This window comes from Salinimicrobium flavum (genome assembly GCF_042684505.1).
GTDB classification, from domain to species: Bacteria; Bacteroidota; Bacteroidia; order Flavobacteriales; family Flavobacteriaceae; genus Salinimicrobium; species Salinimicrobium flavum.
The window spans coordinates 590992-615444 of record NZ_JBHULT010000005.1; the positions used below are offsets into that span (position 1 = coordinate 590992).

Sequence of the window (24453 nt, forward strand, 5' to 3'; positions counted from 1 at the left end):
TTCCCCGGTTCCCGGTCTGCTTGTAGAAGTAGTCCTTTTGGAATTTTGAAATTGACTATTGAAATGGTCAGCGTCAGCAGAACTCGGGGTGTAGCCCTTCGTCAAATCTCATTTGGAGATTTGCTCAGGATAAACTCCGCCCGGTTCCCGGTCTACTTGTAGAAGTTGTTCTTTTGGAATTTGGGATTTGATGATTTTTTTTTACAGCGTAAGCTGTAGTCGCGGGGTGTAGCGTAGCCCGGTTATCGCGCCTGCTTTGGGAGCAGGAGGCCGCAGGTTCGAATCCTGCCACCCCGACGAAACAAAGCCTTGCACGAAAGTGTAGGGCTTTTTTGTTGGACCAAGGCGTGAGCTTGCTCACCAGCTGCAGGGCCAACAAAAAAGACCATGCAGGCGACAGCCTGCAGGCTTTGTTTTAGTTCCACCCCCTCAGGATCACCGACCGCAGGGAGGTAATCCTGAAATTAGAATTCCGATGTTAACGGTACGAATAGGCGTGAGCTTGCTCACCAGCTGCAGGGCCAACAAAAAAGACCGTGCAGGCGACAGCCTGCTGGCTTTGTTTTAGTTCCACCCCCTCAGGATCACCGACCGCAGGGAGGTAATCCTGAAACTAGAATTCTGATGTTAACGGTACGAATAGGCGTGAGCTGGCTCACAAGCCGAAGGGTCAACAAAAAAGACCGTGCAGGCGACAGCCTGCTGGCTTTGTTTTAGTTCCACCCCCTCAGGATCACCGACCGCAGGGAGGTAATCCTGAAACTAGAATTCTGATGTTAACGGTACGAATAGGCGTGAGCTTGCTCACCAGCTGCAGGGCCAACAAAAAAGACCATGCAGACGACAGCCTGCAGGCTTAGCCGTTTATGAAGTCTTTCCCTTTTTTTTATATTTTTCCTGCAAGTATGTCTTGTCTGTAAGATCAAGGATCATAGGGGTAATACTCGTTTTTCCATTCCTTACGGCCCAGCGGTCAGATCCCTCCTCTACTTCCTCTATAGGAATAACAGTAAACCAGTAATGTTGTCTGCCCATAGGATCCTTTTGTTCGATCACCCTTCCGTCATAATGCCTTACAGACTGAGATGTCCATACAATATCACCCAACGGCTGCCGGGGAAAATTCACGTTGAGCAGTTCGCGTTGAGACAGGTGCACCACCTCCTTTAAAGTACGGGTCACAAAGGGTTCCAGGGCCTCAAAATCGGGTTCACTCCCGCCAACTGAGACACTAAAGGCAATTCCCCTTATTCCAAATAACACCGCCTGCCTTGCCGCAGATAAAGTTCCCGAGTGCCATGCCGAGTTCCCAAGGTTGGAGCCAATATTGATCCCAGATATTACCAGGTCAATACCATCAAACAGATGAGCGCCAAGGGCCACACAATCTGCCGGAGTTCCGCTTACCCTGTACGCTTCGATCCCTTCAAAATGAATTGGGGAGGTCTTATAGGTAATGGGTTTGCCCGAGGTAATGGCCTGCCCCATAGAAGACTGTTCAATATCGGGGGCCATAACGATCACCTCTCCATATGCTGCTGCAGCCCTGGCCAGGCACATTAATCCCGGGCTGTAGATTCCGTCATCATTGGTCACTAATATTTTCATAGGTAAGTTTTATAGTTCCAGAAAGAATAAAATACGAAATTCTGAAGTCACTTAGGATAGTCCGGGAGGCTAAAAGAGCAATTTTATTTTACTTTTAACAACAGGAGTAAAAAATCATTTTTTCAGGAATAAATATTTCATAAGTAATTGTTAATCAATAAATGATAGCTCTTTGGGATGAGTAAATTTATGAAATGACCTTTCGGAAAATGAAAAAAGCACAGATCATCCATAATCCCACAGCAGGAAATGAAGAACACGACAGGAAGCATATAATTTCTCTCTTAGAAAAATCATTTGAGGATATAAGATATGTCTCTACGAAAACCGATAGGTGGGAGGATTTTGAAAAATACCATCCAGATGTGATTTTCGTAGTGGGTGGGGATGGTACCGTACATAAGGTGGCAGAGGTCTTAATGAAGACCGGGGTGCCTGGGGCATTGCCTCCCGTACACGTCATACCAAAGGGAACCGCCAATAATATTGCCAGAACCCTCGGAACCACCGGGGGACTGGATAATTTTCATTATGAGCCCAACATTAGTATCCAGCCCTTTAATGTGGGAAAGATCCAGGGAATGGAGGGTGAACAATACTTCTATGAAGGAGTGGGTTTTGGGATCATTCCCCGCTTGATCAGGAAAATGCAAAATTCTGAAGTAAAAAATGAATCCCCTGAGGAGGAGCTCAGGCGCAGCGTAAAGACCCTTTTAGAGATCACAAAAAAGTACAACCCAAAGACGGCCTATCTGGAGGCTGACGGTGAGATCATCAAGGGTGGTTTCCTCCTGGTAGAGCTTTTAAATATTAACTATATAGGACCCAATCTATTCCTTGCCCCAGCGGCAGAAATGGGAGATGGGCTGCTCGATCTGGTTATGATTCCGCAGGAGAACAGGGAATTACTAATCACTGCACTTGAAAATGTCTTATCAGGTACATCTTCTCCTTCAGAATTTCAAAAAGCCTCTCGTACCATGAGAGTCAAGAAGGTCAAAATGCAATGGAATGGTACCGGGGTTCATATTGATGATGACCTTGTCAAGAATTACTCCCGATATCCTTTCTCTGCCATGGTCGCTCCTGTTTCCCTTCAATTTTTCCGAAAGGATTAGATCTCTTCCTCATTTTGCTTTTAGGGAATTCCCCCAATTTTAATTCGGGTGTCGAATAAGTCCATTTATTTCATAATTTTCTAAATAATTAATAAACAATTAGTTATGAGGGGAAATATATGTTTCGAAATTGTGAAAGAAGGTTGTAAAATTTATCTCTTCCGAAGAAGATTTCTGGAAATGAGTGCTTTTGTGATTATGAGTTCTGTACTTATCACAGGTTGCCAGGAAAAGAACTATGCCCAGGTGCCCGGGGAAGGTGCTGAAGAGGAACTTCAGGAATCAAAAGTAAGTAGAGGGGAATATTTGGTGACCACCATAGGCTGTGTAGACTGTCATTCCCCAAAAAAAATGGGGCAGAGGGGACCCGAAGAGATCCCTCATCTTAAACTTTCAGGTTATCAGCAGGATCAGGAGATACCGCCTATTGACAAAGCTAATTTAAAAAATGGCTGGATGTTAATGAACGGTGATCTTACTGCAGCCGTAGGACCCTGGGGTATATCTTTTGCTGCCAATATTACCTCAGACGAAACGGGGATAGGTAACTGGAGCGTAGAGCAGTTTAAAACCGCCATGCGCAAAGGAAAGTTCAAAGGCATGGAAAATGGAAGGGATCTTTTGCCACCCATGCCTTGGCCAAATTTTGCCCATCTTACAGATGAAGACCTGGAAGCCATGTTCGCTTACCTGAAAAGCACAGATCCTGTTGAAAATATTGTTCCTGCACCAATCCCTCCAGACAAACTTGCCAAATTAAAATAGGACCAAAAAAAGCCTTGCTCAAAAAAGCAAGGCTTAACCCTGATCTCTCAGGTCCATCCTAAACTTAACTAAAATTACTCTGCTCTTTTGTTTTGCCAATATTGCGGGGCAGTACTTTCAGAAACCTGGTTCCAGTAATCTGCGGTCATTTTATGACCGTCAAAGGTCTTTAATTTCCTCTCGTATACCCAAACCACTGGATTAAAGGTAATGTCTGTGACCCCTACAGTATAAAGCTGAGGTTCTTCCTCATTCTTTCGTTTTTCTTCCTCGATGACCACCTCGAAACCATTATGCTCCAGCAGTCGCTTTAGAAATTCTTTCCGGTCTTCGCTGATCTTTTTTTCAACAAAACTTACCCGGGTATCTCCTATACTTCCAAAAGTATGTTTACCGTCCAATGCCATAATTTCTTAATTAAAAGCTGCACTTAATTTATAAATGTAATCATATAACGGGCTGTATAACCCCAGGGCCAGTATTCCCATTACCGTGATCAAAAGTCCTGCTCTCATATAAAAGTTGCTTCTGAAATAAGGGATAGGGTCTTCACCTTTCCTCACGAACATAGCCCTTACTACCAGCAGGTAATAATACAGGGAGATTGTAACGTTCACTACGGCAATAAATACCAGCAGGTAATAACCTTCACTTGCTGCTGCCGTGAACAGGAAGAATTTTCCGAAGAAACCGGCAACGGGAGGTATTCCCGCGAGGGAGAACAAAGCCAGCATCATGATAAGGCTTAGCTTAGGATTGGTCCTGTAAAGCCCTTCATAATCATCCATATTCTCTTTTCCGGTTTGGGTAGAGATGGCCTGTACCACTCCAAAGGCTGCCAGGTTTGAAAAGATATAAATCGTGACAAAATAGACGACAGTAGCGGTTCCCAATTGTGTCCCTGTCATCAATCCCAGAAGAATGAATCCCGCCTGGGCGATAGAGGAATAAGCAAGGAACCGTTTCATGTTCTGCTGGCGAAGAGCGAACAGGTTCCCGGTGAACATGGTGATAACGGCCAGCCCGTATAACAGATTTTCCCAGATATACATCAATGGTTTTAATACCGTGAACAGAAGGATCATCAAAATAAAAACGGCTGCACCCTTTGAGATCACAGACAAATAGGAAGCGATGCTGATAGGGGCACCCTGGTAAACATCGGCAGTCCAAAAGTGGAAAGGAACCAGGGAGATCTTAAAGGCAAGGCCTGCAAAGAACAAAATGAAGCCCAGGAGGGTAAGATTAGTGTTGGTAAGTACGGTGATGATATCTTCAAAATAAATGGAACCTGTAGTAGCATATAACATTGAAATCCCGAAAAGGGACACCCCTGAGGCCAGCGCAGCAGAAAGTATGAATTTTATACCCGCTTCGCCCGATTCCCGTTTCATGATCTCGAAGGCAGCAAGTGCCGCAACCGGTAAGGTTGATAATTCAAGACCAATGTAGAACATAAGGAAGTCACCGGCAGAGATCATAAAATACATTCCCAGTAGTGATGCAAAGAGAAGAATAAAGAATTCGGTTCCCCGTTCCTGCTGCACCATATTTTTCTCAAGCCAGTCGGCCGATTGAAGTAATAAAGTGAACACTCCAATATTCAGCACATTCTTAAAGAAATGGATCATATCATTACTACGGAACATTCCGCCGAACAAGCTGCTTTCACCCAGAGGGAAAAATCCAATAACGGTGTGGATCCCGAAGAATACCAGGGCCAGGTGCATGATGCTGCTCTTTTTGCTGTTGGGGATAAAAATTTCGGCTATGATCAATAGCAGGATGATCGCTAAAAGCAAGATCTCATGCCGCATCAGTAAAAAACTGTTAAGTTCCATCTTGGTACTGTTTAAATATTATAATACGCCCTGGATAAAGGGCTGAATACTTTCTAAAATTAGATTGCTGATCCAAAGTGGTGCGACCCCAATTCCCACTATGGGAATAAGCAGCAGCATGATGCCTGTTTTTTCATACCAGGTCACGCCTGCCATTTTAATGTAAGCTTCATTCTTGACCGGGCCCATTAGCATGATGCCCACCACCCTAAGAACATATACGGCAGTGACCACGATCGCAGAGATGGATATGATAGTCGCAACCCTGTAAAACATACTGTCTTGCTGGAATGCTCCCATGAAAATGTTCATTTCAGCAACAAATCCACTGAACCCTGGAAGTCCCAGCAATGCCATTCCTGCTATCACATATACCACCGAGATGAAGGGAAGCACCTTAAGGAGCCCTCCTAGTTTTGTAATGTCCCTGGTATGCGTTCTGCCATAGATCATCCCGATAAGGGCGAAGAAAAGGGCAGTCATGAATCCGTGAGACAGGGACTGTAAAATTGCCCCGTTCCAGGCGGTCTTGTTCAGCATCAATAATGCGAAGGTGACCATCCCAAGGTGGCTTACAGAAGCGTAAGCGTTTATATATTTAAGGTCTGTTTGTCTTAAGGCTGCGAAAGCCCCGTAAATAACTCCCGTAGCAGAAAGGATGATGAAGAACCAGCTCCATTCCATTGCTCCCTCCGGAAGTAAGAACATCGCAACCCTAAAAATTCCATAGCCTCCAAGTTTCATCAATACCCCGGCATGCAGCATGGAAACTGCGGTTGGAGCAGAAGCATGACCGTCCGGAGACCAGGTATGGAAAGGAAACAAAGCCCCCAGGATCGCAAAACCGATAAAAGTCAATGGGAAAAACAGGTTTTGTGCGGCAACGGGAATATTCACTTTGGCAATCTCAAGAATATTGAAGGTAAGTGCGCCCCCGTCAGCATTTGAATTAAAATAGATACCCAATATCCCTACCATCAATACTGCAGAAGCTCCCATGAGCATCAGGGTGAGTTTCATGGCAGAGTATTCCTTTGGTCCCGACCCCCAGATACCTATCAACAAGTACATTGGGATCACCGCGATCTCGTAAAATACAAACATGGTGAACAGGTCTATGGAGATAAAAAAGCCATACACCCCTGTTGATAATACAATGAGGGAGATAAAAAATTCCTTCGGAAGTTCTTCCATGGTCCAGGAAATAAAAGTCCCTGCCAGTACTATAATGGATGTAAGAAGGATCAGCGCCACAGAGATCCCGTCCACACCTATATTATAATGAATATTGAATTGCTCAAACCACACCATGTCCCTGGTAAAGAGCATGACACTATCATTTACCGCCCTTTCCCTGAAGTAGGCAAAAAGCAGGTTGATGGCCATACCCAACTGCAGCACACCACCGGCCATGGCGACCAGCCGTGCCTGTCTCAAATCTTTAGTGAATACCAGTGCTGCTATTACCAGTACCGGAGCTATGACAAAAAGTGATAGAATGTCCATATTGATCGTTAATTATTCCAAACATAAATGAATACCAGTGCCAGGATCACAACCCCGCCTATAAAGCCAAATGCATAATCCTGTATCTTACCTGACTGCAATCCTTTGATCTTTTTCGAAAAGACCATGGTTTGTGTTCCTATACCTTCCATAGTGCCATCCACAATTTTCTTGTCGAATTTCGCTATAGGTGCAGCTACATTTTGAAAAAAGATATTACGGGCCACGAATAGGTAGATCTCGTCAAAATAGAATTTATGACTTGTCCACTTGTAGAACACTCCAAAGGCATTGGCAAACCTGAACGCGAGGTCATTTTCTTTTTTGTAGAAGATCCAGGCCAGCAGGATCCCTAATGCTCCAACACCCACAGCGATAGCTGCAAGAGGATAATTAAGATGTGCTTCAAATCCCATCCTGTCTGCAGAAACAAATTCGCTGAAAGGAATAAAACCCGCACCTACACTCAGGAATGCCAGGATGATCAAGGGGAGCGTCATCGAAACCGGGGATTCATGTGGGGTATGTTCGTATTTTGTTTCTTTTCCCCAGAAAATCCCGAAGTAGAGCCTGAACATATAGAAGGCAGTAAGACCTGCAACGAAAACCCCTATCCAATAGATGAATTGACTGTTTTCATAAGCTGCTACCAGGATCTCATCCTTACTCCAGAAACCGGCTAATGGCGGTACACCCGCAATGGCCAGAGCGGCGATCAAAAAAGTGATATTCGTGACCGGCATATATTTTCGCAACCCGCCCATATCCCCAAGGAGGTTGCTGTGAACCGCGTGTATCACAGAACCTGCACCCAGGAAGAGTAATGCCTTGAACATGGCGTGGGTGAACAGGTGGAACATGGAAGCCATATAACCAACGCCTTCGTGCCCGTCAAAACCTGATACTCCAAGAGCCATCATCATGTATCCCAGCTGGGACATGGTGGAAAAGGCCAGCACCCTTTTGATATCGGTCTGGGTGATGGCAATGATCGCGGCAAAGAGTGCAGAGAAGGCACCAACATAGGTGACTATCTGCAGCGCAAAGCCGTCTTCAACCATATAGAACATGGGGAACAGCCTGGCCACCAGGTAGACCCCCGCAACCACCATAGTAGCGGCATGAATAAGCGCCGAAACCGGGGTAGGACCTTCCATGGCATCGGGAAGCCAGATGTGTAAGGGGAACATGGCAGATTTACCCGCACCTCCCATAAAGATCAGTATAAGAGCCCAGGTGATCACCGACAGTCCCATAAAGGAAGAGGATGCCCAGGTTGAGATCGCCGGTCCTTCAGGGTTGTTTAACAATTCGAAATCGAAGGTATTTGTATAGAAGCCTATAATAAAGATCCCTATCAGGAATCCGAAATCGGCAAAACGGGTTACAATAAAGGCTTTTTTGGCTGCCGCCACGGCAGCAGGTTTGGTGTAGTAATATCCTATCAACAGGAAGGAGGAAACCCCAACCAGTTCCCAAAAAATGTAGATCTGGAACAGGTTTGTTGACAAAACCAGGCCGTACATAGAGAAAGTGAACAGCGAGAGGTAGGCAAAGAATCGGGTAAATCCACCGTCTCCTTTCATGTAACCCCGGCTGTAGATGTGTACCATAAGTGAAACTGTTGAAACCACGATCAACATCATGACAGAAATGGGATCGATAAGCACGCCCATATCGATATGCAGGGTATCTGTAAAATTGATCCAAACGGTTTTTTCGACGAAGGTTTGATAAACTCCATTGGTCTTACCAAGGACGAAGAAATATTGAAATGCTGTATAATAGGACAGGAGGGTAGAGGTGGCAAGTCCCGCTACACCTACAACTCCAGATACAGCTGGTTTGATTTTATGACTCCAGATACCCAGTACCAAAAAAACTACCAGGGGAATAGCGGGAATTAAAAGAAGGTTAATTAGGTTCATCTCTTCTATGGATTAATATTTCATAGTTTCAGTTTCCTTGACTTCCACAGAGCTAAGGCGTCTGTAGATATTTATTATGATGGCGACGGCCAGTGCGGTCTCTGCAGCGGCAACCGCGATGATGAAGATCGAATACACCATTCCCTGAAGAACATCAGGATAGAGGTATTTATTGATCACCACAAAATTTATGACTGCCGCATTCAGGATCAATTCTACAGAGATCAGAATGGAGATCAGATTTTTTCGCGTAAGAAATCCATATATTCCAATAAAGAAAAGTATTGAAGTGAGGGTGAGAATTTCGGTTATGCTTACTCCCGGGATCATATGCAAGGGTTATTTGGTGTGGCTGCAGGCAGCCGTTAATTAATTATTTAAACTGAAGTTTCTTTTTCCAGTACTTTTTGTTCCGGTACCTTTATTTCGGCATTTTCCAGGATCTTGTCCAGGTCGACCTTTGCTTCAGGCTCCCTGGGAATCATATTGCCGCCTTTGGCAATGATTATGGCCCCTATCATCGCTGAAAGCAGCAGAATACTTATTACTTCAAAAGGCAGAATAAAACCTCCTTTTTCAAAACTCAGCAAGGCATGTCCAATCTCTGCAGTGGTTGTGGTCACAGAGGTTTCCGCAGCAATGAACGGGTGGGAGTAAATGGTTCCCAGGAAAACACTTAGCCCAAGGAGGCAGATGAAGGCAGTGAACAGTTTCCTTGACCTGGTTGCCATCTCCAGTTCCATTTCTATATGCTGAATTAGCAATACCGAAAAGATGATCAAAACCACGATCCCTCCTGCGTAAACCGTAAGCTGAATGGCCGCCAGAAAATTATAATCCGCCATAAAATAGATCCCGGCGGCACCAATCAGAACAAATAACAGATACACAACAGAACGCAACATTTTGCGGCTGGTCACTGAGGCGATGGCCGAAGCGACCATTATGATTGCCACTATGTAAAAAATTATCTTTTCCATGATTTATTCTTCTACTCCGTCTCTAACTTTAGATCCGGGTTTGTTCAACACTCTTGTAAGCTGTGTCCTGTCATATACAGAATTCTCGAAATTCTGAGCCCACTTAATGGCATCTGAAGGACATGCGTCAACACATAATCCACACTGGGTACACATCCCCAAATGGTAAATGTGCTTATCAATAGCTTTTTTCTTTTTGCCGGTCTCTTCATCGATCACCCTGTCCCAGATGATCTCTATACTGCCGTTAGGACAGGCTATTTCACATTTTTGGCACCCGGTACAACTATGCTCGTTATTCTCGTCATGAGGCATTACCACCTCCCCGCGAAAACGTTCGAACATTTGCAGGGTTTCCCTGTTATCGGGATATTGCTGGGTGATCGCACCTTTACGGGCATTGAGAAAATACTTCCCGGTAACCTTCATGCCATTGAGTAAAGTGCCTATCCCGTTGTATATATCTGAAAAGTAGCTCATGATCTTTAGAATTGAATTATCAGGTTAAGCCATACCACGATCGCCATTAGCACCAGGTTAACCAGGTTTATGGGAAGCAGGTATTTCCATTCAAGTGTCAGCAGTTGATCTACTCTTAATCTGGGGAAGGTCCATCTAAACCACATCATTAAGAACACCAGGACAAAAGCCTTGGCGAGGAACCAGAAGACTCCCAATACCGGGATAGACTCGGTGATCCCGAAAGGGGATAACCACCCGCCGAAGAATACTGTGGTACCTATAGCCGCGATGATGAACATGTTGATGAATTCTGCCAGGAAGAAGTAGGCGAATTTCATTCCCGAATATTCAGTGTGAAATCCGGCTCCCAGTTCAGATTCTGCTTCTACCATGTCAAAGGGCGCACGGTTGGTTTCGGCCGTTCCGGCGATCATATAGATCATAAAAGCGATCACAGCGGGAATATGCCCCTGTACAATAAGCCATCCGTTCCTTTGTACTTCAATTATCTCTGAAAGCTGTAAACTGCCGGTGAGGATCACCATAGTGAGAAGCGAAAGCCCTACGGAAAGTTCATAGCTAATTGTTTGCACCCCACTCCTCATCGCACCTATCAGGGCAAATTTATTGTTACTGCTCCAGCCTCCCAGGAGGATGCCTATCACTCCTACAGAAGAAATTCCTATAAGAAAGAACAGACCAATATTTATATCAAACGCCTGAAGGCCTTGTGCAAAAGGAAGAACGGCCAGGGCCATTAAAGCAGTGATAATGACAAAATAAGGAGCCAGGTTGTAAAGGAATTTATCTGCCTTTACCGTGCCGGTTAGTTCCTTGGAAACCAGTTTGAGTGCATCGGCTACTGTTTGGAAAAGACCCAGGTATCCCACCCGGTTTGGACCAATTCGTAACTGGAACCATGCGGCTACCTTTCTTTCCATTAAGACCAGGAATAACCCCAGCACAGCGAAGATGGTAAGGTAGATAACTGCAATGGAAATCATTTCTGCGATGCCGGCTGCACCGGCAGGCATAAAGGTTAGAAACCATTCGTTTATGCTCAACATGCTATTCATTCTTTGCTATTTATCGGTCAATATCAGGTACTACAATATCTATGGTCGCCATGGTAGCTACAAGATCTCCTATCTTGCCACCTACAGCGATGTGGTTGAGCAAAGAGAGATTGGAAAGACCCGGAGATCTGAACTTCACTCTGTACGGGTTTTTGGCCCCGGTGCTTATAACATATACTCCCAGTTCTCCTCTGGCAGTTTCCACCTTCTGGTAAAAATCCCCTTTCGGAAGTTTGATGACCGCATTGGTAGCCACTTTATGTTCTCCCTCAGGAATATTATCGATCAACTGTTCAATAATCGAAAGTGATTCCCACATTTCCTGGATCCTCACTTTATAGCGTGCATAAGAATCTCCTTTGGTGTCAAGAGCTTCATTAAAAGTGACCCTTTCCAACGCGCTGTAAGGGTGATATTTTCTAACATCACAGGAGTAGCCTGAGGCGCGGGCAACAGGCCCCGAGGCACCAAAGTTGATTGCGTCTTCTTTTGAAAGGATACCGACTCCCTGAGTCCTTTTTTGAAAGATGATATTATTGGTTAGCAGCTGGTCGTATTCCGGAAGTTTGGTTTTGAAATGAGTTACAAATTCCTTTACCCTTTTGACGAAGTTAGGGTGAATGTCGTGCATTAGTCCGCCGGGAATATTGTAGTTCATGGTAAGCCGGGCACCACAGGTCTCTTCAAAAATGTCATTTAACAACTCCCTGTCCCTAAACCCGTAAAAATAACTTGAGAGAGCACCTACGTCCATTCCCATAACTCCCCACCAAAGGGTGTGGGAGGCAATACGGGTAAGCTCTCCAAGCAGGGTCCTTATCACTTTCACACGATCTGGAACTTCCAGTTCCAGGGCATTTTCTACGAGAAGGCATACAGCTTCGTTATTGATATGTGAGGAAAGATAATCCATCCTGTCAGTAAGGTGAACGATCTGCTGGTAGCTGTTGCTCTCACACATTTTTTCTATAGAACGGTGAATGTATCCCAGGTCAGGGTCTACTTTTTTAATGATCTCCCCATCAATTGTCAGCAAAAGTCTCAAAACACCGTGCGTGGCAGGGTGCTGAGGCCCCATGTTTATAAAATACTCTTCAGATTTGAAGTTTGACTTAACTGTGGTTGTATTTAAAGTAGCTGTTTCCATTTGTTATTATTTAACCACCATATTGATCTCATCCACGTAATCTTTCCGAAGGGGAAATCCTTCCCAGTCCTCGGTCAAAAAGAGCCTTTTAAGGTTGGGATGGTTCCTGAATTTTATTCCGAAGAAATCGTATACCTCCCGCTCATGAAAATTTGCGGTGGCCCAGATATCCTGAACAGAGTCCAGAACAGGGTTTTCACGATCTGGCGTCTGCACCTTCACCACCAGGATATGGCGGTGCCGGGTAGATTCCAGGTGATACACCACTCCCAGTTCCTTACCGTAATCAACTCCCGTGAGGCAGAAGAGATAATCAAATGCCATTGTTGGATTGTTCTTTAGGTGAAGCATGAGTTCATGCAGGTGTTCAGGTTCAATGGTTACGTTAAGGAACTGCGATCCCTCCTCTGAAAATTGAGGTTGGGGATACTCAGGCTCAGGAAACCAGCTTTCAATTGTTTTTTGTAGTGTCTCGTTTGTCATGGCTTCCTGTTTTTATAAACCTTCATCAAAACCTTCAATGGGGTTCTTCTTTTGAAGTCTGCTCTCTGTCATGATCTTCTTCTGAAGCATGATCATTCCTTCAAGTAATGCCTCCGGTCTGGGTGGACATCCGGGAACATACACGTCAACGGGGATCACGTGATCTGCTCCTTTTACTACCGAATAGGAGTTGTAAAAGAAAGGACCTCCCGAAATCGCACAGGCTCCCATAGCAATTACATACTTAGGCTCGGCCATCTGGTCGTAAAGACGACGAAGTACAGGCGCCATTTTTGTAGTGATTGTTCCCGCGATAATGATAAGATCGGCTTGCCTGGGGGATGGCCGCGCTACCTCAAAACCAAAGCGGGAATAATCATGACGGGCAGCTCCTGTCTGCATCATCTCAATTGCACAACAACTGGTACCAAAATATAAAGACCATAAAGAGTTGGCACGGCCCCAGTTGATGATAGTATCAAGGGAGGTAACTACTATGTTGGCACCATTTCCTGCCGGAATTACTTTTCCGGGAAAATCTTCTGGTATCTTTCCTGCCTCTGCAGGTACTTTATTTTCTATTCCCATTTTAATGCTCCTTTTTTCCATGCATACCCAAGTCCTAATCCCAGGATCGCAAGGAAGATGATGATCTCAGCCAGCGCAACCGTTCCGAGGTCGCCAAAAACCACAGCCCATGGCACAAGAAAGGCTACCTCCACATCAAAAATGAGGAACAGGATGGCAAAGAGGTAATACCCGACTTTGAACTGAACCCAGGTGGGGCCTATGGTGGTCATACCACTTTCGTAAGGCTCCCTTTTCTGAAGGTTATCTGACTTTGGTGAGATTAAATTCGATAGAAAATTGGCGCCGGCAACTAAAACTATTCCGGCAAGAAAAAAGACTATGATTGCTTCTGAACCCATATTTTCCAGGCTTTATTTGTTAATAAAATTAACAGTTTTTGAGCAGGCAGGAACTGATCGAGATCAGTTCTGCCGTTATTTTACCTGATAAGTTTCCCCGGAAAAGAAGAGATCATTGGTCACCTTGAACTCAGATCTTGATTTGATCTGTTCGGTAAGTGCATTTTCTCTTTCTTCAAGAGTAACATCATCAAAACTTCTAATAATTCCGGTCACTAAGGGATATTCAAGGCGAACCAGCATCTGGTGCATTGTGGGATCCTTTTCTTTGGCGTCATGAATGAGAATATCTTCTTCGGTAATTCCATTTTCGCCTATGGTCACTACTTCCAGTTTCACTCCCTTCAGAACAAGACCTTTATTTCGCTCTTTTCCGAAGATCATTGGCTTACCATGTACTACAAAAAGCTGTTTGTCTTCACGAACAGATTTGTCTGTATATTTTACATAACAGCCATCATTGAAGATCACACAGTTCTGCAGTACCTCTACCAAAGATGTACCCTTGAATTTCTGGGCTTCAATAAAGATATCGGTCATCTCTTTGGGAGCATTACCACCTATTCTGGCAAAAAAGCGGGCTTGCGCACCGAGTGCCAGTTCCCCGGGAGAGAAGGGTGGTTGTGTATTACCAAAAGGTGAGGATTTGGTTTTTTGACCCACCAGCGAAGTTGGTGAAAATTGTCCCTTTGTTAATCCGTAGATCTCGTTGTTGAAAAGGATGATGTTGAGGTCAATATTTCTTCTCAGCACATGAATAAAGTGGTTCCCCCCAATAGCCATACTATCGCCGTCACCGGTGATCACCCATACACTTAGGTCTGGATTGGCCAGTTTCACTCCGGAAGCAATGGCAGGAGCCCTACCATGTATCCCGTGCATACCATAAGTTCCCATGTAGTAAGGAAACCGGGAAGAACACCCTATTCCTGAAATAAATACCACATCTTCCTTTTTCACGTTCATTTCGGGAAGTGCCTTTTGTACAGACCGTAAAATAACGTAGTCATCACAACCGGGACACCATCTTACTTCCTGGTCATTACCAAAATCTTTGTACGTGTACTTTTGTTGAGTTGTTGCTTCCATAATTATTTTACCAGTTGTTTGAATTTTTCGATCAATTCAGAATTTGCGAAGGGCAAGCCCTGAATTTTATTGTACTGCAGGAATTCGATGTTGAAATTCATTCGCAGAATGTTCACGAACTGGCCGTTATTGAGTTCGCAAACCAGGATCTTTTTAAATCTTTTGAAAACCTCTTCTGTATTCTTTGGAAGGGGATTGATGTAATTGAAGTGGGCCAGTCCAATATTTTTATGTCCTTCGCGGTTCATTTGTTTTACTGCAGAATAAAGTGAACCGTAGGTTCCTCCCCAACCAACGATCAACAGATCGCCTTCTTCTGCGAATTTTGGAGCCAGTTCAGGAATATAGTTCTGCACGCGCTTCACCTTTTCTGCACGGGTAAAGGTCATGATCTCATGGTTCTCGGGTACATGCGAAACATCTCCCGTGATCCTGTCTTTTTCCAGACCGCCTACACGATGTTCAAGTCCCGGGGTACCCGGTAAGGCCCAATTCCTTGCCAGGGTATTTTCGTCACGATTGTAAGGATGCCAGTCTTCCCCTCCCTCTTTTACGATATGGTTCTTAATTTCAGGAAGCTCATCTACTGTAGTGATCTTCCAGGGCGCGGAACCATTTGCGATATAGCCGTCTGTCAACAAGACTACAGGGGTCATATGTTCTAAAGCAAGTTTTGAGGCCTGGTAAGCATAGTTAAAGCAGTTGGCAGGGGTACTGGCTGCGATCACGATCACAGGGCTTTCCCCATTACGGCCATACATAGCCTGCATAAGGTCAGATTGCTCGGTTTTTGTGGGTAATCCTGTAGAAGGTCCCCCTCGTTGAACATTCACCACTACCAGTGGTAATTCAATCATCATGGCTAGTCCTAAAGCCTCTCCTTTTAAAGCGAGCCCCGGTCCTGATGTTGTGGTGATAGCAAGATCTCCGGCAAAGGAGGCACCAATGGCCGAACTAATTCCGGCGATCTCATCCTCGGCCTGGAAAGCCTTGACCCCGAAGTGTTTGTGTTTTACCAGTTCATGCAGTATATCTGTAGCGGGAGTAATAGGGTAGGAGCCGAGAAAAAGTTCGCGCCCCGATTTTTCAGCAGCAGCAAGGAATCCCCAGGCGGTAGCCGTGTTCCCCATGATGATCCTGTAAGTTCCTCCTGCCATTTTTGCGGGAGAAATACTATAGGAGTTGGGGATCAATTCAATGGTTTCGGCATAAAAATATCCGGCATTCAAAACCCGGGTATTTGCTTCTATGAGTTCGGGTTTATTTTTAAATTTCTTGTTGAAGAAATCAATGGTATGTTCAGGAGAGCGGTCATACAACCAATACACCATCCCCAGGGCGAACATGTTCTTGCTGCGGGTGATACTTTTATTGTCAAGTCCTTCTATATCTTTCAGGGCTTCCTTTGTAAGGGAAGACATGCCTACCTCAATGATGCGGTAATTTTCAAGGCTGCCGTCATGTAGAGGATTGGTGGTGTACTGTGCCTTCTCAAGATTTTTCTTGGTAAATGAATCAACATCCACGATAATGGTCTGCCCCGGTTTGACCGCGTAAAGGTTGGTCTTAAGTCCGGCTGGATTCATGGCAACCAGGAGGTCCACGCTGTCACCGGGTGTTGAGATCTCTACACTTCCTATATGCACCTGGAATCCCGACACCCCGTAAAGGCTGCCTTGAGGAGCACGTATTTCCGAGGGGTAGTTCGGGAAGGTTGCCACGTCATTTCCAAACATGGCAGAGGTATCAGAAAACTGAGTTCCCGTTAGCTGCATCCCGTCACCCGAGTCGCCCACAAAGCGAATTACAACTGCATCAAGGGCTTCGGCCTGAGGATTGATTTTTTCAGTGATCATATTTTATCTTTTTAAGACTATCAGTTTCAAACCGACAGTAATTGGATCTTGTGGTAAATGTAAAAGGACCTTGAGGTATTAAATATGATGCAGGTCATGTAGAATTCAAAATCAGCTTATTAAGAATAATTCTTCATAAAATAAAACATGATTACCGTCATATCGAAGCAGATAGAGGTGCAATACTTTTAATAAAAAATTTTAGTAATAATTTAAATTATAAGGTTATGGCTCTTTTTATAACAGATGAGTGTATCAATTGCGACGCATGTATTTCGGAATGTCCGAACAATGCGATCTACGAACCAGATCAGGAGTGGTCATATTCAGATGAAACCAAATTAAGTGGTACAGTGACTACCCCAAGAGGAAAAGAAGTGGATGCAGACTCAGAAAATGAACCACTTTCTGATGAATTCTATTTCATAGTTGCTGATAAGTGTACTGAATGTAAAGGCTTCCACGACGAACCTCAGTGTGTAAATGTCTGCCCTGTAGACTGTATACATCCAAATGAGGACTACCTGGAAACTGAAGAAGAACTACTTGAGAAAAAGGTATGGCTTCACGGTGCATAAAATGTAAACAATTCAAAATGTAAATTAAAATGGCAGAGAAATTCCCTAAACTCATTTGTGACGCCAATGAAGCTGTGGCTAAGGTGGCGCATAAAACAAATGAGGTGTGTGCTATTTATCCTATAACGCCTGCGTCTCCCATGGGAGAACATGTGGATGTCTATAGTTCAAAAGGCAAAAAAAATATCTGGAACAATATTCCCAGGATCGTAGAAATGCAAAGTGAAGGCGGGGCGGCAGGTGCCGTACATGGTTCGTTGCAGGCCGGTGCCCTTACCACCACTTTCACGGCCTCCCAGGGCTTGTTACTTATGATCCCCAATATGTATAAAATTGCGGGGGAGTTGTTGCCCAATGTGATCCATGTGGCGGCCCGTACAATCGCAACCCACGCTCTTTCCATTTTTGGAGATCATTCAGATGTGATGGCCGCAAGACAAACAGGATTTTCCATGCTTTTTGGAGGATCAGTGCAGGAGGCAATGGATTTTGCACTTATCTCGCAGGTGGCGACCCTGAGGTCAAGAGTACCTTTCATGAACATCTTTGACGGCTTCAGGACCTCTCATGAGATCTCTAAAATTGATGCTATCCCCGATGATATTATCAAAGCGATGATGCCCGAAGATAAGATCATGGAGCACAAGAAGCGGTCTCTGGACCCCGACAGTCCTGTAATTCGCGGAACTTCTCAAAACCCCGATGTTTTCTTCCAGGCACGGGAAGCGGCAAACCTTCATTATGAAAAGGTACCACAAATAGTGCAGGAGGTGATGGATGAATTCTATGAGCACACAGGCCGCAAGTACAATCTGTTTGATTATGAAGGACATCCTGAAGCCGAACGTGTGATAGTGATAATGGGATCTGGGGAAGGAGCCGTAAGAGAAACGGTGGATACTCTTTTAAATTCCGAAGAAAAAGTGGGTGTTCTTATCGTGCGCTTGTATCGTCCTTTCTCTGTAGAGGACTTTATAAATATGGTGCCAAAAACAGTAAAAAAGATCGCTGTTCTTGACAGGACCAAGGAACCGGGAAGCACCGGAGAGCCTCTGTACCTGGATGTGATCACCAGCTTTGCTGAAAGTGATCGTGACATGCCTCAGATCATAGGTGGACGTTACGGACTTTCTTCCAAAGAATTCAATCCGGCCATGGTCAAGGGTATTTTTGACGAAATGTTGAAACCACAGCCAAAGAACCATTTTACCATAGGTATCAATGATGACGTGAGTTTCAAAAGTTTGCTCTACAATCCGGTTTTCAAGACCAGGAAAACCACTTTCAACTGCATGTTCTACGGACTGGGATCTGATGGTACGGTTGGAGCGAACAAGAACTCTATCAAGATAATTGGGGAAACCACAGATAATTATGTACAGGGGTATTTTGTATACGACTCCAAAAAAGCCGGTTCTCAAACCATTTCCCACCTAAGGTTCGGGCCACAGCCCATTTATTCAAGTTACCTTATTAATACAGCCGATTTTATTGCTTGCCACCAATTCAATTTCATAGAGAAATATGACATCCTGAAAAAGATCAAAAAAGGAGGAACTTTCCTTCTGAATTCACCTTTTTCAAATGAGGAGGTATGGGATATGCTGCCTCAGAAAATGCAGGAAGAGATCGTGGAAAATGAACTTTCTTTCTACGTGGTTGATGCCACCAAAGTGGCTCAGGATGCTAACCTTGGTAAGAGGACCAACACTGTGCTCCAAACCTGTTTCTTTGCCATTTCGGGAGTACTACCTAAAGAAGAAGCCATTCAGAAGATCAAGGATGCTATTGTAAAATCCTATTCCCACAAAGGAGAAAGGATCGTGCAAATGAACTTCAACGCCGTTGATCAATCCCTAGCGAACCTTCAGAAGGTGGATTATCCAAAACAGATCACCAGTAGCCGCAGACTCAAACCTATGATGACCGGGGATGCAGATCCATTCGTAAAAGAGGTATTAGGAAAGATACTTGCCGGCGAAGGAGATGAGCTTCCGGTTAGCGCATTTCCAATAGACGGAACGTTCCCCACAGGAACCACCCAATATGAAAAACGCGGAATAGCCGATTTCATCCCCGTATGGGAAGACAAAGATCTTTGTACCCAATGTAACAAATGTGTTGCCATCTGTCCGCATGCTGCTATCAGGGCAAAAGTAGTTCCTACAGAAGACCTTGCCGGTGCACCGGGAGATTTCAAGGCTGTACCTGCCAAAGGACGTCCTTTTACAGGAACAGATTCCTATATCCTGCAGATCTCACCTGAAGATTGTACCGGTTGTGACCTTTGCGTAGCTGTATGCCCTGCTGAAAGCAAGACCATTGAAAATTTCAAAGCGATCAATATGCGGTCAAAACTGGAAGTTGCAGAGACCGAAGTCAAAAACTGGGATTACTTTACTCAACTTCCCTATTATGATCGTACAGAGCTGCAGATCACTAATGTCAAAGGTTCTCAGTTCCTTGAACCCTTGTTTGAGTTCTCGGGTGCATGTTCGGGTTGTGGGGAAACCCCCTATATCAAGATGCTTACCCAACTATATGGAGACAGCATTTTAATAGCTAACGCTACCGGATGTTCTTCCATTTACGGAGGAAACCTACCTACCACTCCTTATAAGAAAAATGAATTCGGAAGAGGACCTGCATGGGCAAACTCTCTCTTCGAAGACAACGCCGAATTTGGTTTGGGTATGAAACTGGCACTTTCCAAAAAACAGGAAATCGCAGTAGATCTTTTAAAACAGGTGGAACCCCTGGTAGGTTCAGAAATTGTAAATGCTATTCTGAACAATCCGGAAGAAAATGAGGCTCAAAAGAAAGAGAAACATGCGCAGATCGATGAGCTCAAAAAGATCCTTTCAACCATTGATAATCCTGAGGCCGTAAAATTGAACCAGTTGACAGAGTACCTGCGCAAAAAAGCAGTCTGGATACTTGGAGGAGACGGCTGGGCCTATGATATTGGGTACGGCGGAGTTGACCATGTGCTGTCTTCAGGAGAAGATATCAATATCCTGGTGATGGATACCGAGGTATATTCCAATACCGGCGGACAAATGTCTAAAGCTACTCCTTTGGGAGCAAGTGCCAAGTTCGCGGTTTCCGGCAAGAAAACTTCTAAAAAGAGTCTTGCCCTGCAGGCCGTTTCTTATCAGAACGTGTATGTAGCACAGGTAGCGATTGGTGCTAAAGACCTGCAAACCCTGAAGGCAATTGAAGAGGCTGCAGCCTATCCCGGACCTTCTATCATCATAGCGTACTCACACTGTGGCGAACATGGTTATGACCTTAAGCATGGTCCAAAACAGCAGGAGAAAGCGGTAGAGACCGGCTACTGGCCATTATTCAGATTTGATCCTTCCAAGGAGAAGGGGAAACGTTTTAAACTGGATTCCAAAGCACCGCAGGCTCCATTGGAAGAGTTCATGTATAACGAGACCCGTTTTACCAGAGTAGCCAAGGAAAATGCAGAACTAGGTTCGGCATTGTTGAAACAGGCGCAGGAAGAAGTTGGATCCAAATGGGAAAGACTGGAACTCTTCAGGGATATGTAAATAAAAATTTCCTTTCCGGCTATACATGGATGAGGTTGTATGGCCGGGGAGGATCCTGTTAAACTCAAAACTTACCATTATGGAAAACAAAGCAATTGGTTTATTCGATGAAGCTGTTAGAAAGCTTCAGGATGCAAACACAGAACTTTGCAGACCCGAGGAGGATGTTGTTTCCTTTCTCGTCTGCAAGAATTCCCAGTATGCCATAGAGAATTTCCTTAAAGGATTTCTTTTAAGTAAAGGGATCGACCCTCAGGAATATGACAACATCAATGATCTTTATGAACAATGTGTAGCCATAAACCCAAAATTCAAACAGCTGGACCTTTCAGGCTTTACCTGTAAATCCCATAAAACAGATTCCCGCTCCTGCAGTGGGGCAGAGAAGGTGAGTAAATGCTATGAAATAGCCGGAAACCTTGATCTGTTTCTTAGAAAAGAAAAGTTGTTGAACTGATAAATTTCCGGAGTAAACCCGCGCTTTTGACCATTAAGGTATAGACTGTTTTAATTTCAAATTCATCCCGCAGAAACTGCGGGATTTTTTGTTTAATAAGATTATGATGTTTTAACAGTTACAAATTTTTCTATAACATAATTTTAATAGTTTTGTAAGAAGCTATTTCTGAGACATTCAGGCCCCGGCTTAATGAAGAGGAACCCCTACAAGTTGGAAAAAAAGTGACCCGAACTGCCTTAATTATTCAGGAAGATATTATTCTGCTCAGGATCCTTGAGCGGTTAATGATGGTGAATGATTACGGCTGTAAAGCAATCAGATCCCTGAGTGATCTGAATATTGAAGACCAGGAGGTAGATTTTGATGTTATTATATCTGATATCCTGTTTGACGGAATCGCCCCCCTTGATTTTGTTTTCCAGATAAAGGAGATCATTCCTCACAAATCCCTCATGATCGTTACCAATATGGGGCAGAGAAAAGTGCAGCAGGAGATCATGAGTTCCAATAATGTCACCGGATTCTTTGCTGTTCCGTTTGATATGGATGATATTCAAAAACTCCTTATCTGATGATGACAGCTGGTTTTTTATTTTTCGTCATCCAGCTCCTACTCCTGATTTTAGTCGCCCTTTGGGGTACTCTTGCCGCAAGTCTTTATTACCGAAAAAGACGTACCGCAAAGTTGAGGGAGATTGAAAGGACCTTTGCTGAAGTCACTTCACAACACTTATATCCACTCCCCAATGAAGTACCTGATCTTATAAGGGTTCAGAGAGCGTTCCGGGATGCCGGGGTGGTAAGGTCACAGCCTAAGAATGTACAGTACCTTATTGATCTTATGATAAGGACCCAGCGCTCCATTCTTGGGGAAAACTATTTAAAACTTGAAACCCTTTTTAAACAGATCCCTCCTTTTCGTGCTTCTGTAAGGAAGCTTGAGAGTAAAAAGTGGTATGTAAAGGCCCGCGGAATCAGAGAAATCTATGAGATGGATCAAAAACAGCATTTACGGGAGTTGATCAGGGAAAGAAATAACAGGAATATCTATGTTCGTCGTGAAGCGCAGATCGCGATTGTTGTTTTTCTTGGATGGGATAGTCTGCGATTCCTGCCTTATCTTAAGCGGGAAATGACCTTGTGGCAACAGATAAAGGTAGTGGAAAAACTTCATGACCTTTACCCTGAACCCCGTTTAAAGTATCTTCGGAAGGCCTATAAGGTGAAAAAACCCTATGCGCAGGAATTGATCATGAGGATCATCAGAAAATTTAATCTGGAAACCGAAGTGGATTATATTCTGCAATTTCTCGATCATGAGAATTTTGACCGAAGGGAAGCGGCTATCTATTGTATTTCCTCCTTTCAGCTAAAGGAAGAGAAACTCATTGAAGTAAAAAGGAAATTTTTCAAAATTCCCAATACCGAACAGCAGGTACATTTGCTGAAGTTCCTTCAGAATGTATCCGGCTCTCCAGACCTGCAGTTCTTCCGGAGGGTGCTTAAAGAAGGTAATGATGTTCTAAAGCTTAGTACAGCAGAGATCCTCTGGAACAGTGGCCATAAAAAAGAGGTTCAGGAATTTTATTACAGGCAGTACACAGATCAATCTCTTGAAGTTATCGCAGAATGACAAACACCGGCTACCTGTATTATTTCTACCAAAGTATAAGCTGGTTTTTCCTGGTCTATGGTCTGGCACTGGTTTCGATCTATTTTGGAGGAGTGTTTTTGTCTCATAGGGCGGTCACGAGAAATAAAAGACGGTCCCGTTTCCTGCAGGTCAATGATATCGTGAGCGCTACAGATATACCCTCTGTGACCCTTATCGCACCTGCGTATAATGAAGGCAAGACCATAGTAGAAAACGTAAGATCACTGCTTTCAATCCAGTACCCTTTTTATGAACTTATTGTAGTGAATGACGGGAGTACAGATAATTCAATGGAACTCCTTATTGATAAATATGATCTGGAGCCTTTTGATGCAACGTTCATTACCCAGCCAATTCCTACCGCGACCGTTAATACTATTTACAAAAGCAGGAAAACCCAATTCCGCCACCTTACCGTAATTCACAAAAACAACGGGGGTAGGGCAGATGCTCTGAATGCCGGGATCAATTTTGCAGGCACAGAACTGGTCCTGTGTACAGATGCCGATTGTATCATTGAACAGAATGCGATCCTGAAAATGGTGAGGCCTTACCTTGAAGAGGGGGATAAGGAGATCATCGCCTGTGGTGGAGGCATTGGGATAGCCAACGATTCACATATCCAGAATGGGATTCTTAAAAAACTCATGGTGCCCCGTGACTTTGTGCCCACTGTACAGGTCGTTGAATATATAAGAGCCTTCCTGATTGGGAGGATGGGCTGGAGCGAGGTGAACGGATTAATGCTGGTTTCAGGCGCCTTTGGAATGTACCCAAGAACCAGGCTTATTCAGGTAGGAGGTTTCAATGTAAAGACTGTGGGAGAAGACCTGGAACTTTGTATAAGGTTGCGGGTACATATGGAAAAATTAAAGAAGCCGTACAAGGTGGTATATGTTCCCGAAACCCTTTGCTGGACAGAAGCACCGCATGATTATAATATTTTCGTAAAGCAACGGGACCGCTGGGCACGTGGACTATGGGAAACCCTTAAACTACACCGTTATCTCTTTTTTAACCCGAAGTACGGTAATATGGGTAAATTCTTTTTCCCCTACTGGTGTTTCTTTGAATTTGGGGCTCCTATAGTTGAATTCCTGGGGCTTATCTGTATAATTCTGTTCGGTTACCTGGGATTCATAAACTGGACCATGGCGATCCTTTTATTTACAGTCGTTTACCTGTTGGGGTGTATCTTTTCGACCGTATCTATCTTTTTCTATGTAAAGAATTTCAAACATTATACCAGTGGAAAACAGCTGGCAGAACTACTATTGGCTGCTTATCTCGAACCTTTCTTATTCCACCCTGTCCTGGTCTATGGCCAAATGAAAGGATATTATAAGAAGATATTCAGGATAAAATCAGGGTGGGGGACAATGACCCGGAAAGGTTTTAAAACTACTGAAGTCTGAC

At 44.3% G+C, this 24453-nt stretch carries 23 protein-coding genes and 1 tRNA gene; 9 read left to right on the plus strand and 15 right to left on the minus strand.

The window, feature by feature from the left end; all coding sequences use genetic code 11:
* Positions 1–222 precede the first annotated feature (222 nt).
* A tRNA-Pro gene (locus ACFSTG_RS03115) sits at positions 223–297 on the plus strand.
* Between the two features lie 567 nt (positions 298–864).
* Here the strand turns inward: ACFSTG_RS03115 and surE are convergent.
* Positions 865–1608: a 5'/3'-nucleotidase SurE gene (surE, locus tag ACFSTG_RS03120; protein ID WP_380748344.1), complete on the minus strand. Its 744-nt coding sequence runs from the start codon at positions 1606–1608 to the stop codon at positions 865–867.
* A 194-nt stretch (positions 1609–1802) separates the two neighbouring features.
* On the opposite strand from surE, the gene ACFSTG_RS03125 reads away from it, so the two are divergent.
* Together ACFSTG_RS03125 and ACFSTG_RS03130 are read left to right on the plus strand one after the other, a co-directional pair.
* Positions 1803–2726, plus strand: a complete 924-nt coding sequence (locus ACFSTG_RS03125; RefSeq protein WP_380748346.1) for a diacylglycerol/lipid kinase family protein — start codon at positions 1803–1805, stop codon at positions 2724–2726.
* 180 nt (positions 2727–2906) lie between these two features.
* Positions 2907–3491 carry a c-type cytochrome gene (locus tag ACFSTG_RS03130; RefSeq protein ID WP_380748348.1) on the plus strand — a complete coding sequence of 195 codons (585 nt, stop codon included), beginning with the start codon at positions 2907–2909 and terminating at the stop codon, positions 3489–3491.
* 74 nt (positions 3492–3565) lie between these two features.
* Here ACFSTG_RS03130 and ACFSTG_RS03135 read toward each other — a convergent pair whose 3' ends face one another.
* The 14 genes from ACFSTG_RS03135 to ACFSTG_RS03200 form a co-directional block, all read right to left on the minus strand.
* Positions 3566–3898 carry a hypothetical protein gene (locus ACFSTG_RS03135; RefSeq protein WP_380748350.1) on the minus strand — a complete coding sequence of 111 codons (333 nt, stop codon included), beginning with the start codon at positions 3896–3898 and terminating at the stop codon, positions 3566–3568.
* 6 nt (positions 3899–3904) lie between these two features.
* Complete coding sequence (locus tag ACFSTG_RS03140) at positions 3905–5332, minus strand: NADH-quinone oxidoreductase subunit N (protein WP_380748352.1); 1428 nt, start codon at positions 5330–5332, stop codon at positions 3905–3907.
* Positions 5333–5350: 18 nt separating this feature from the next.
* On the minus strand, positions 5351–6838 hold the full coding sequence (locus tag ACFSTG_RS03145) for a complex I subunit 4 family protein (RefSeq protein ID WP_380748354.1): 1488 nt from the start codon (positions 6836–6838) through the stop codon (positions 5351–5353).
* 8 nt (positions 6839–6846) lie between these two features.
* The gene (gene nuoL / locus ACFSTG_RS03150) at positions 6847–8766 is read right to left on the minus strand and encodes an NADH-quinone oxidoreductase subunit L (RefSeq protein ID WP_380748356.1); all 1920 of its coding nucleotides are present in this window, start codon (positions 8764–8766) and stop codon (positions 6847–6849) included.
* Positions 8767–8778: 12 nt separating this feature from the next.
* A complete protein-coding gene (nuoK, locus tag ACFSTG_RS03155; protein WP_380748358.1) occupies positions 8779–9096 on the minus strand; it encodes an NADH-quinone oxidoreductase subunit NuoK in 318 nt (105 codons plus the stop codon).
* Between the two features lie 47 nt (positions 9097–9143).
* Positions 9144–9746 carry an NADH-quinone oxidoreductase subunit J family protein gene (locus ACFSTG_RS03160; protein ID WP_380748360.1) on the minus strand — a complete coding sequence of 201 codons (603 nt, stop codon included), beginning with the start codon at positions 9744–9746 and terminating at the stop codon, positions 9144–9146.
* A 3-nt stretch (positions 9747–9749) separates the two neighbouring features.
* On the minus strand, positions 9750–10226 hold the full coding sequence (locus ACFSTG_RS03165; RefSeq protein ID WP_380748362.1) for a 4Fe-4S binding protein: 477 nt from the start codon (positions 10224–10226) through the stop codon (positions 9750–9752).
* A gap of 5 nt (positions 10227–10231) precedes the next feature.
* Positions 10232–11284 (minus strand): NADH-quinone oxidoreductase subunit NuoH, encoded by a 1053-nt coding sequence (gene nuoH, locus ACFSTG_RS03170; protein WP_380748364.1) that lies wholly within the window; start codon positions 11282–11284, stop codon positions 10232–10234.
* A 10-nt stretch (positions 11285–11294) separates the two neighbouring features.
* On the minus strand, positions 11295–12431 hold the full coding sequence (locus tag ACFSTG_RS03175; RefSeq protein ID WP_380748366.1) for an NADH-quinone oxidoreductase subunit D: 1137 nt from the start codon (positions 12429–12431) through the stop codon (positions 11295–11297).
* A gap of 6 nt (positions 12432–12437) precedes the next feature.
* Entirely contained in the window at positions 12438–12914 is a 477-nt protein-coding gene (locus ACFSTG_RS03180) for an NADH-quinone oxidoreductase subunit C (protein WP_380748368.1), read from the minus strand.
* A 12-nt stretch (positions 12915–12926) separates the two neighbouring features.
* The gene (locus tag ACFSTG_RS03185; RefSeq protein WP_380748370.1) at positions 12927–13502 is read right to left on the minus strand and encodes an NADH-quinone oxidoreductase subunit B; all 576 of its coding nucleotides are present in this window, start codon (positions 13500–13502) and stop codon (positions 12927–12929) included.
* Entirely contained in the window at positions 13493–13843 is a 351-nt protein-coding gene (locus ACFSTG_RS03190; RefSeq protein ID WP_380748372.1) for an NADH-quinone oxidoreductase subunit A, read from the minus strand. Before ACFSTG_RS03190 ends, ACFSTG_RS03185 begins: the two co-directional genes overlap by 10 nt.
* Before the next feature lie 75 nt (positions 13844–13918).
* Positions 13919–14932, minus strand: coding sequence for a 2-oxoacid:ferredoxin oxidoreductase subunit beta (locus ACFSTG_RS03195; RefSeq protein ID WP_380748374.1), 1014 nt, complete (start codon positions 14930–14932; stop codon positions 13919–13921).
* A gap of 2 nt (positions 14933–14934) precedes the next feature.
* Positions 14935–16788: a 2-oxoacid:acceptor oxidoreductase subunit alpha gene (locus ACFSTG_RS03200; RefSeq protein WP_380748376.1), complete on the minus strand. Its 1854-nt coding sequence runs from the start codon at positions 16786–16788 to the stop codon at positions 14935–14937.
* Between the two features lie 227 nt (positions 16789–17015).
* On the opposite strand from ACFSTG_RS03200, the gene ACFSTG_RS03205 reads away from it, so the two are divergent.
* The 6 genes from ACFSTG_RS03205 to ACFSTG_RS03230 all read left to right on the plus strand — a co-directional run bounded on the left by ACFSTG_RS03205 (position 17016) and on the right by ACFSTG_RS03230 (position 24452).
* Complete coding sequence (locus tag ACFSTG_RS03205; RefSeq protein ID WP_380748378.1) at positions 17016–17366, plus strand: 4Fe-4S binding protein; 351 nt, start codon at positions 17016–17018, stop codon at positions 17364–17366.
* A gap of 29 nt (positions 17367–17395) precedes the next feature.
* Positions 17396–20923, plus strand: coding sequence for a pyruvate:ferredoxin (flavodoxin) oxidoreductase (nifJ, locus tag ACFSTG_RS03210; protein ID WP_380748380.1), 3528 nt, complete (start codon positions 17396–17398; stop codon positions 20921–20923).
* Between the two features lie 79 nt (positions 20924–21002).
* Positions 21003–21380 (plus strand): HEPN domain-containing protein, encoded by a 378-nt coding sequence (locus ACFSTG_RS03215; RefSeq protein ID WP_380748382.1) that lies wholly within the window; start codon positions 21003–21005, stop codon positions 21378–21380.
* 224 nt (positions 21381–21604) lie between these two features.
* A complete protein-coding gene (locus tag ACFSTG_RS03220; protein ID WP_380748384.1) occupies positions 21605–21955 on the plus strand; it encodes a response regulator in 351 nt (116 codons plus the stop codon).
* Entirely contained in the window at positions 21955–23016 is a 1062-nt protein-coding gene (locus tag ACFSTG_RS03225; RefSeq protein WP_380748386.1) for a hypothetical protein, read from the plus strand. Before ACFSTG_RS03220 ends, ACFSTG_RS03225 begins: the two co-directional genes overlap by 1 nt.
* On the plus strand, positions 23013–24452 hold the full coding sequence (locus ACFSTG_RS03230; RefSeq protein WP_380748388.1) for a glycosyltransferase family 2 protein: 1440 nt from the start codon (positions 23013–23015) through the stop codon (positions 24450–24452). The genes ACFSTG_RS03225 and ACFSTG_RS03230 overlap by 4 nt, the downstream gene beginning before the upstream one ends.
* The last annotated feature ends 1 nt before the right edge of the window (position 24453 follow it).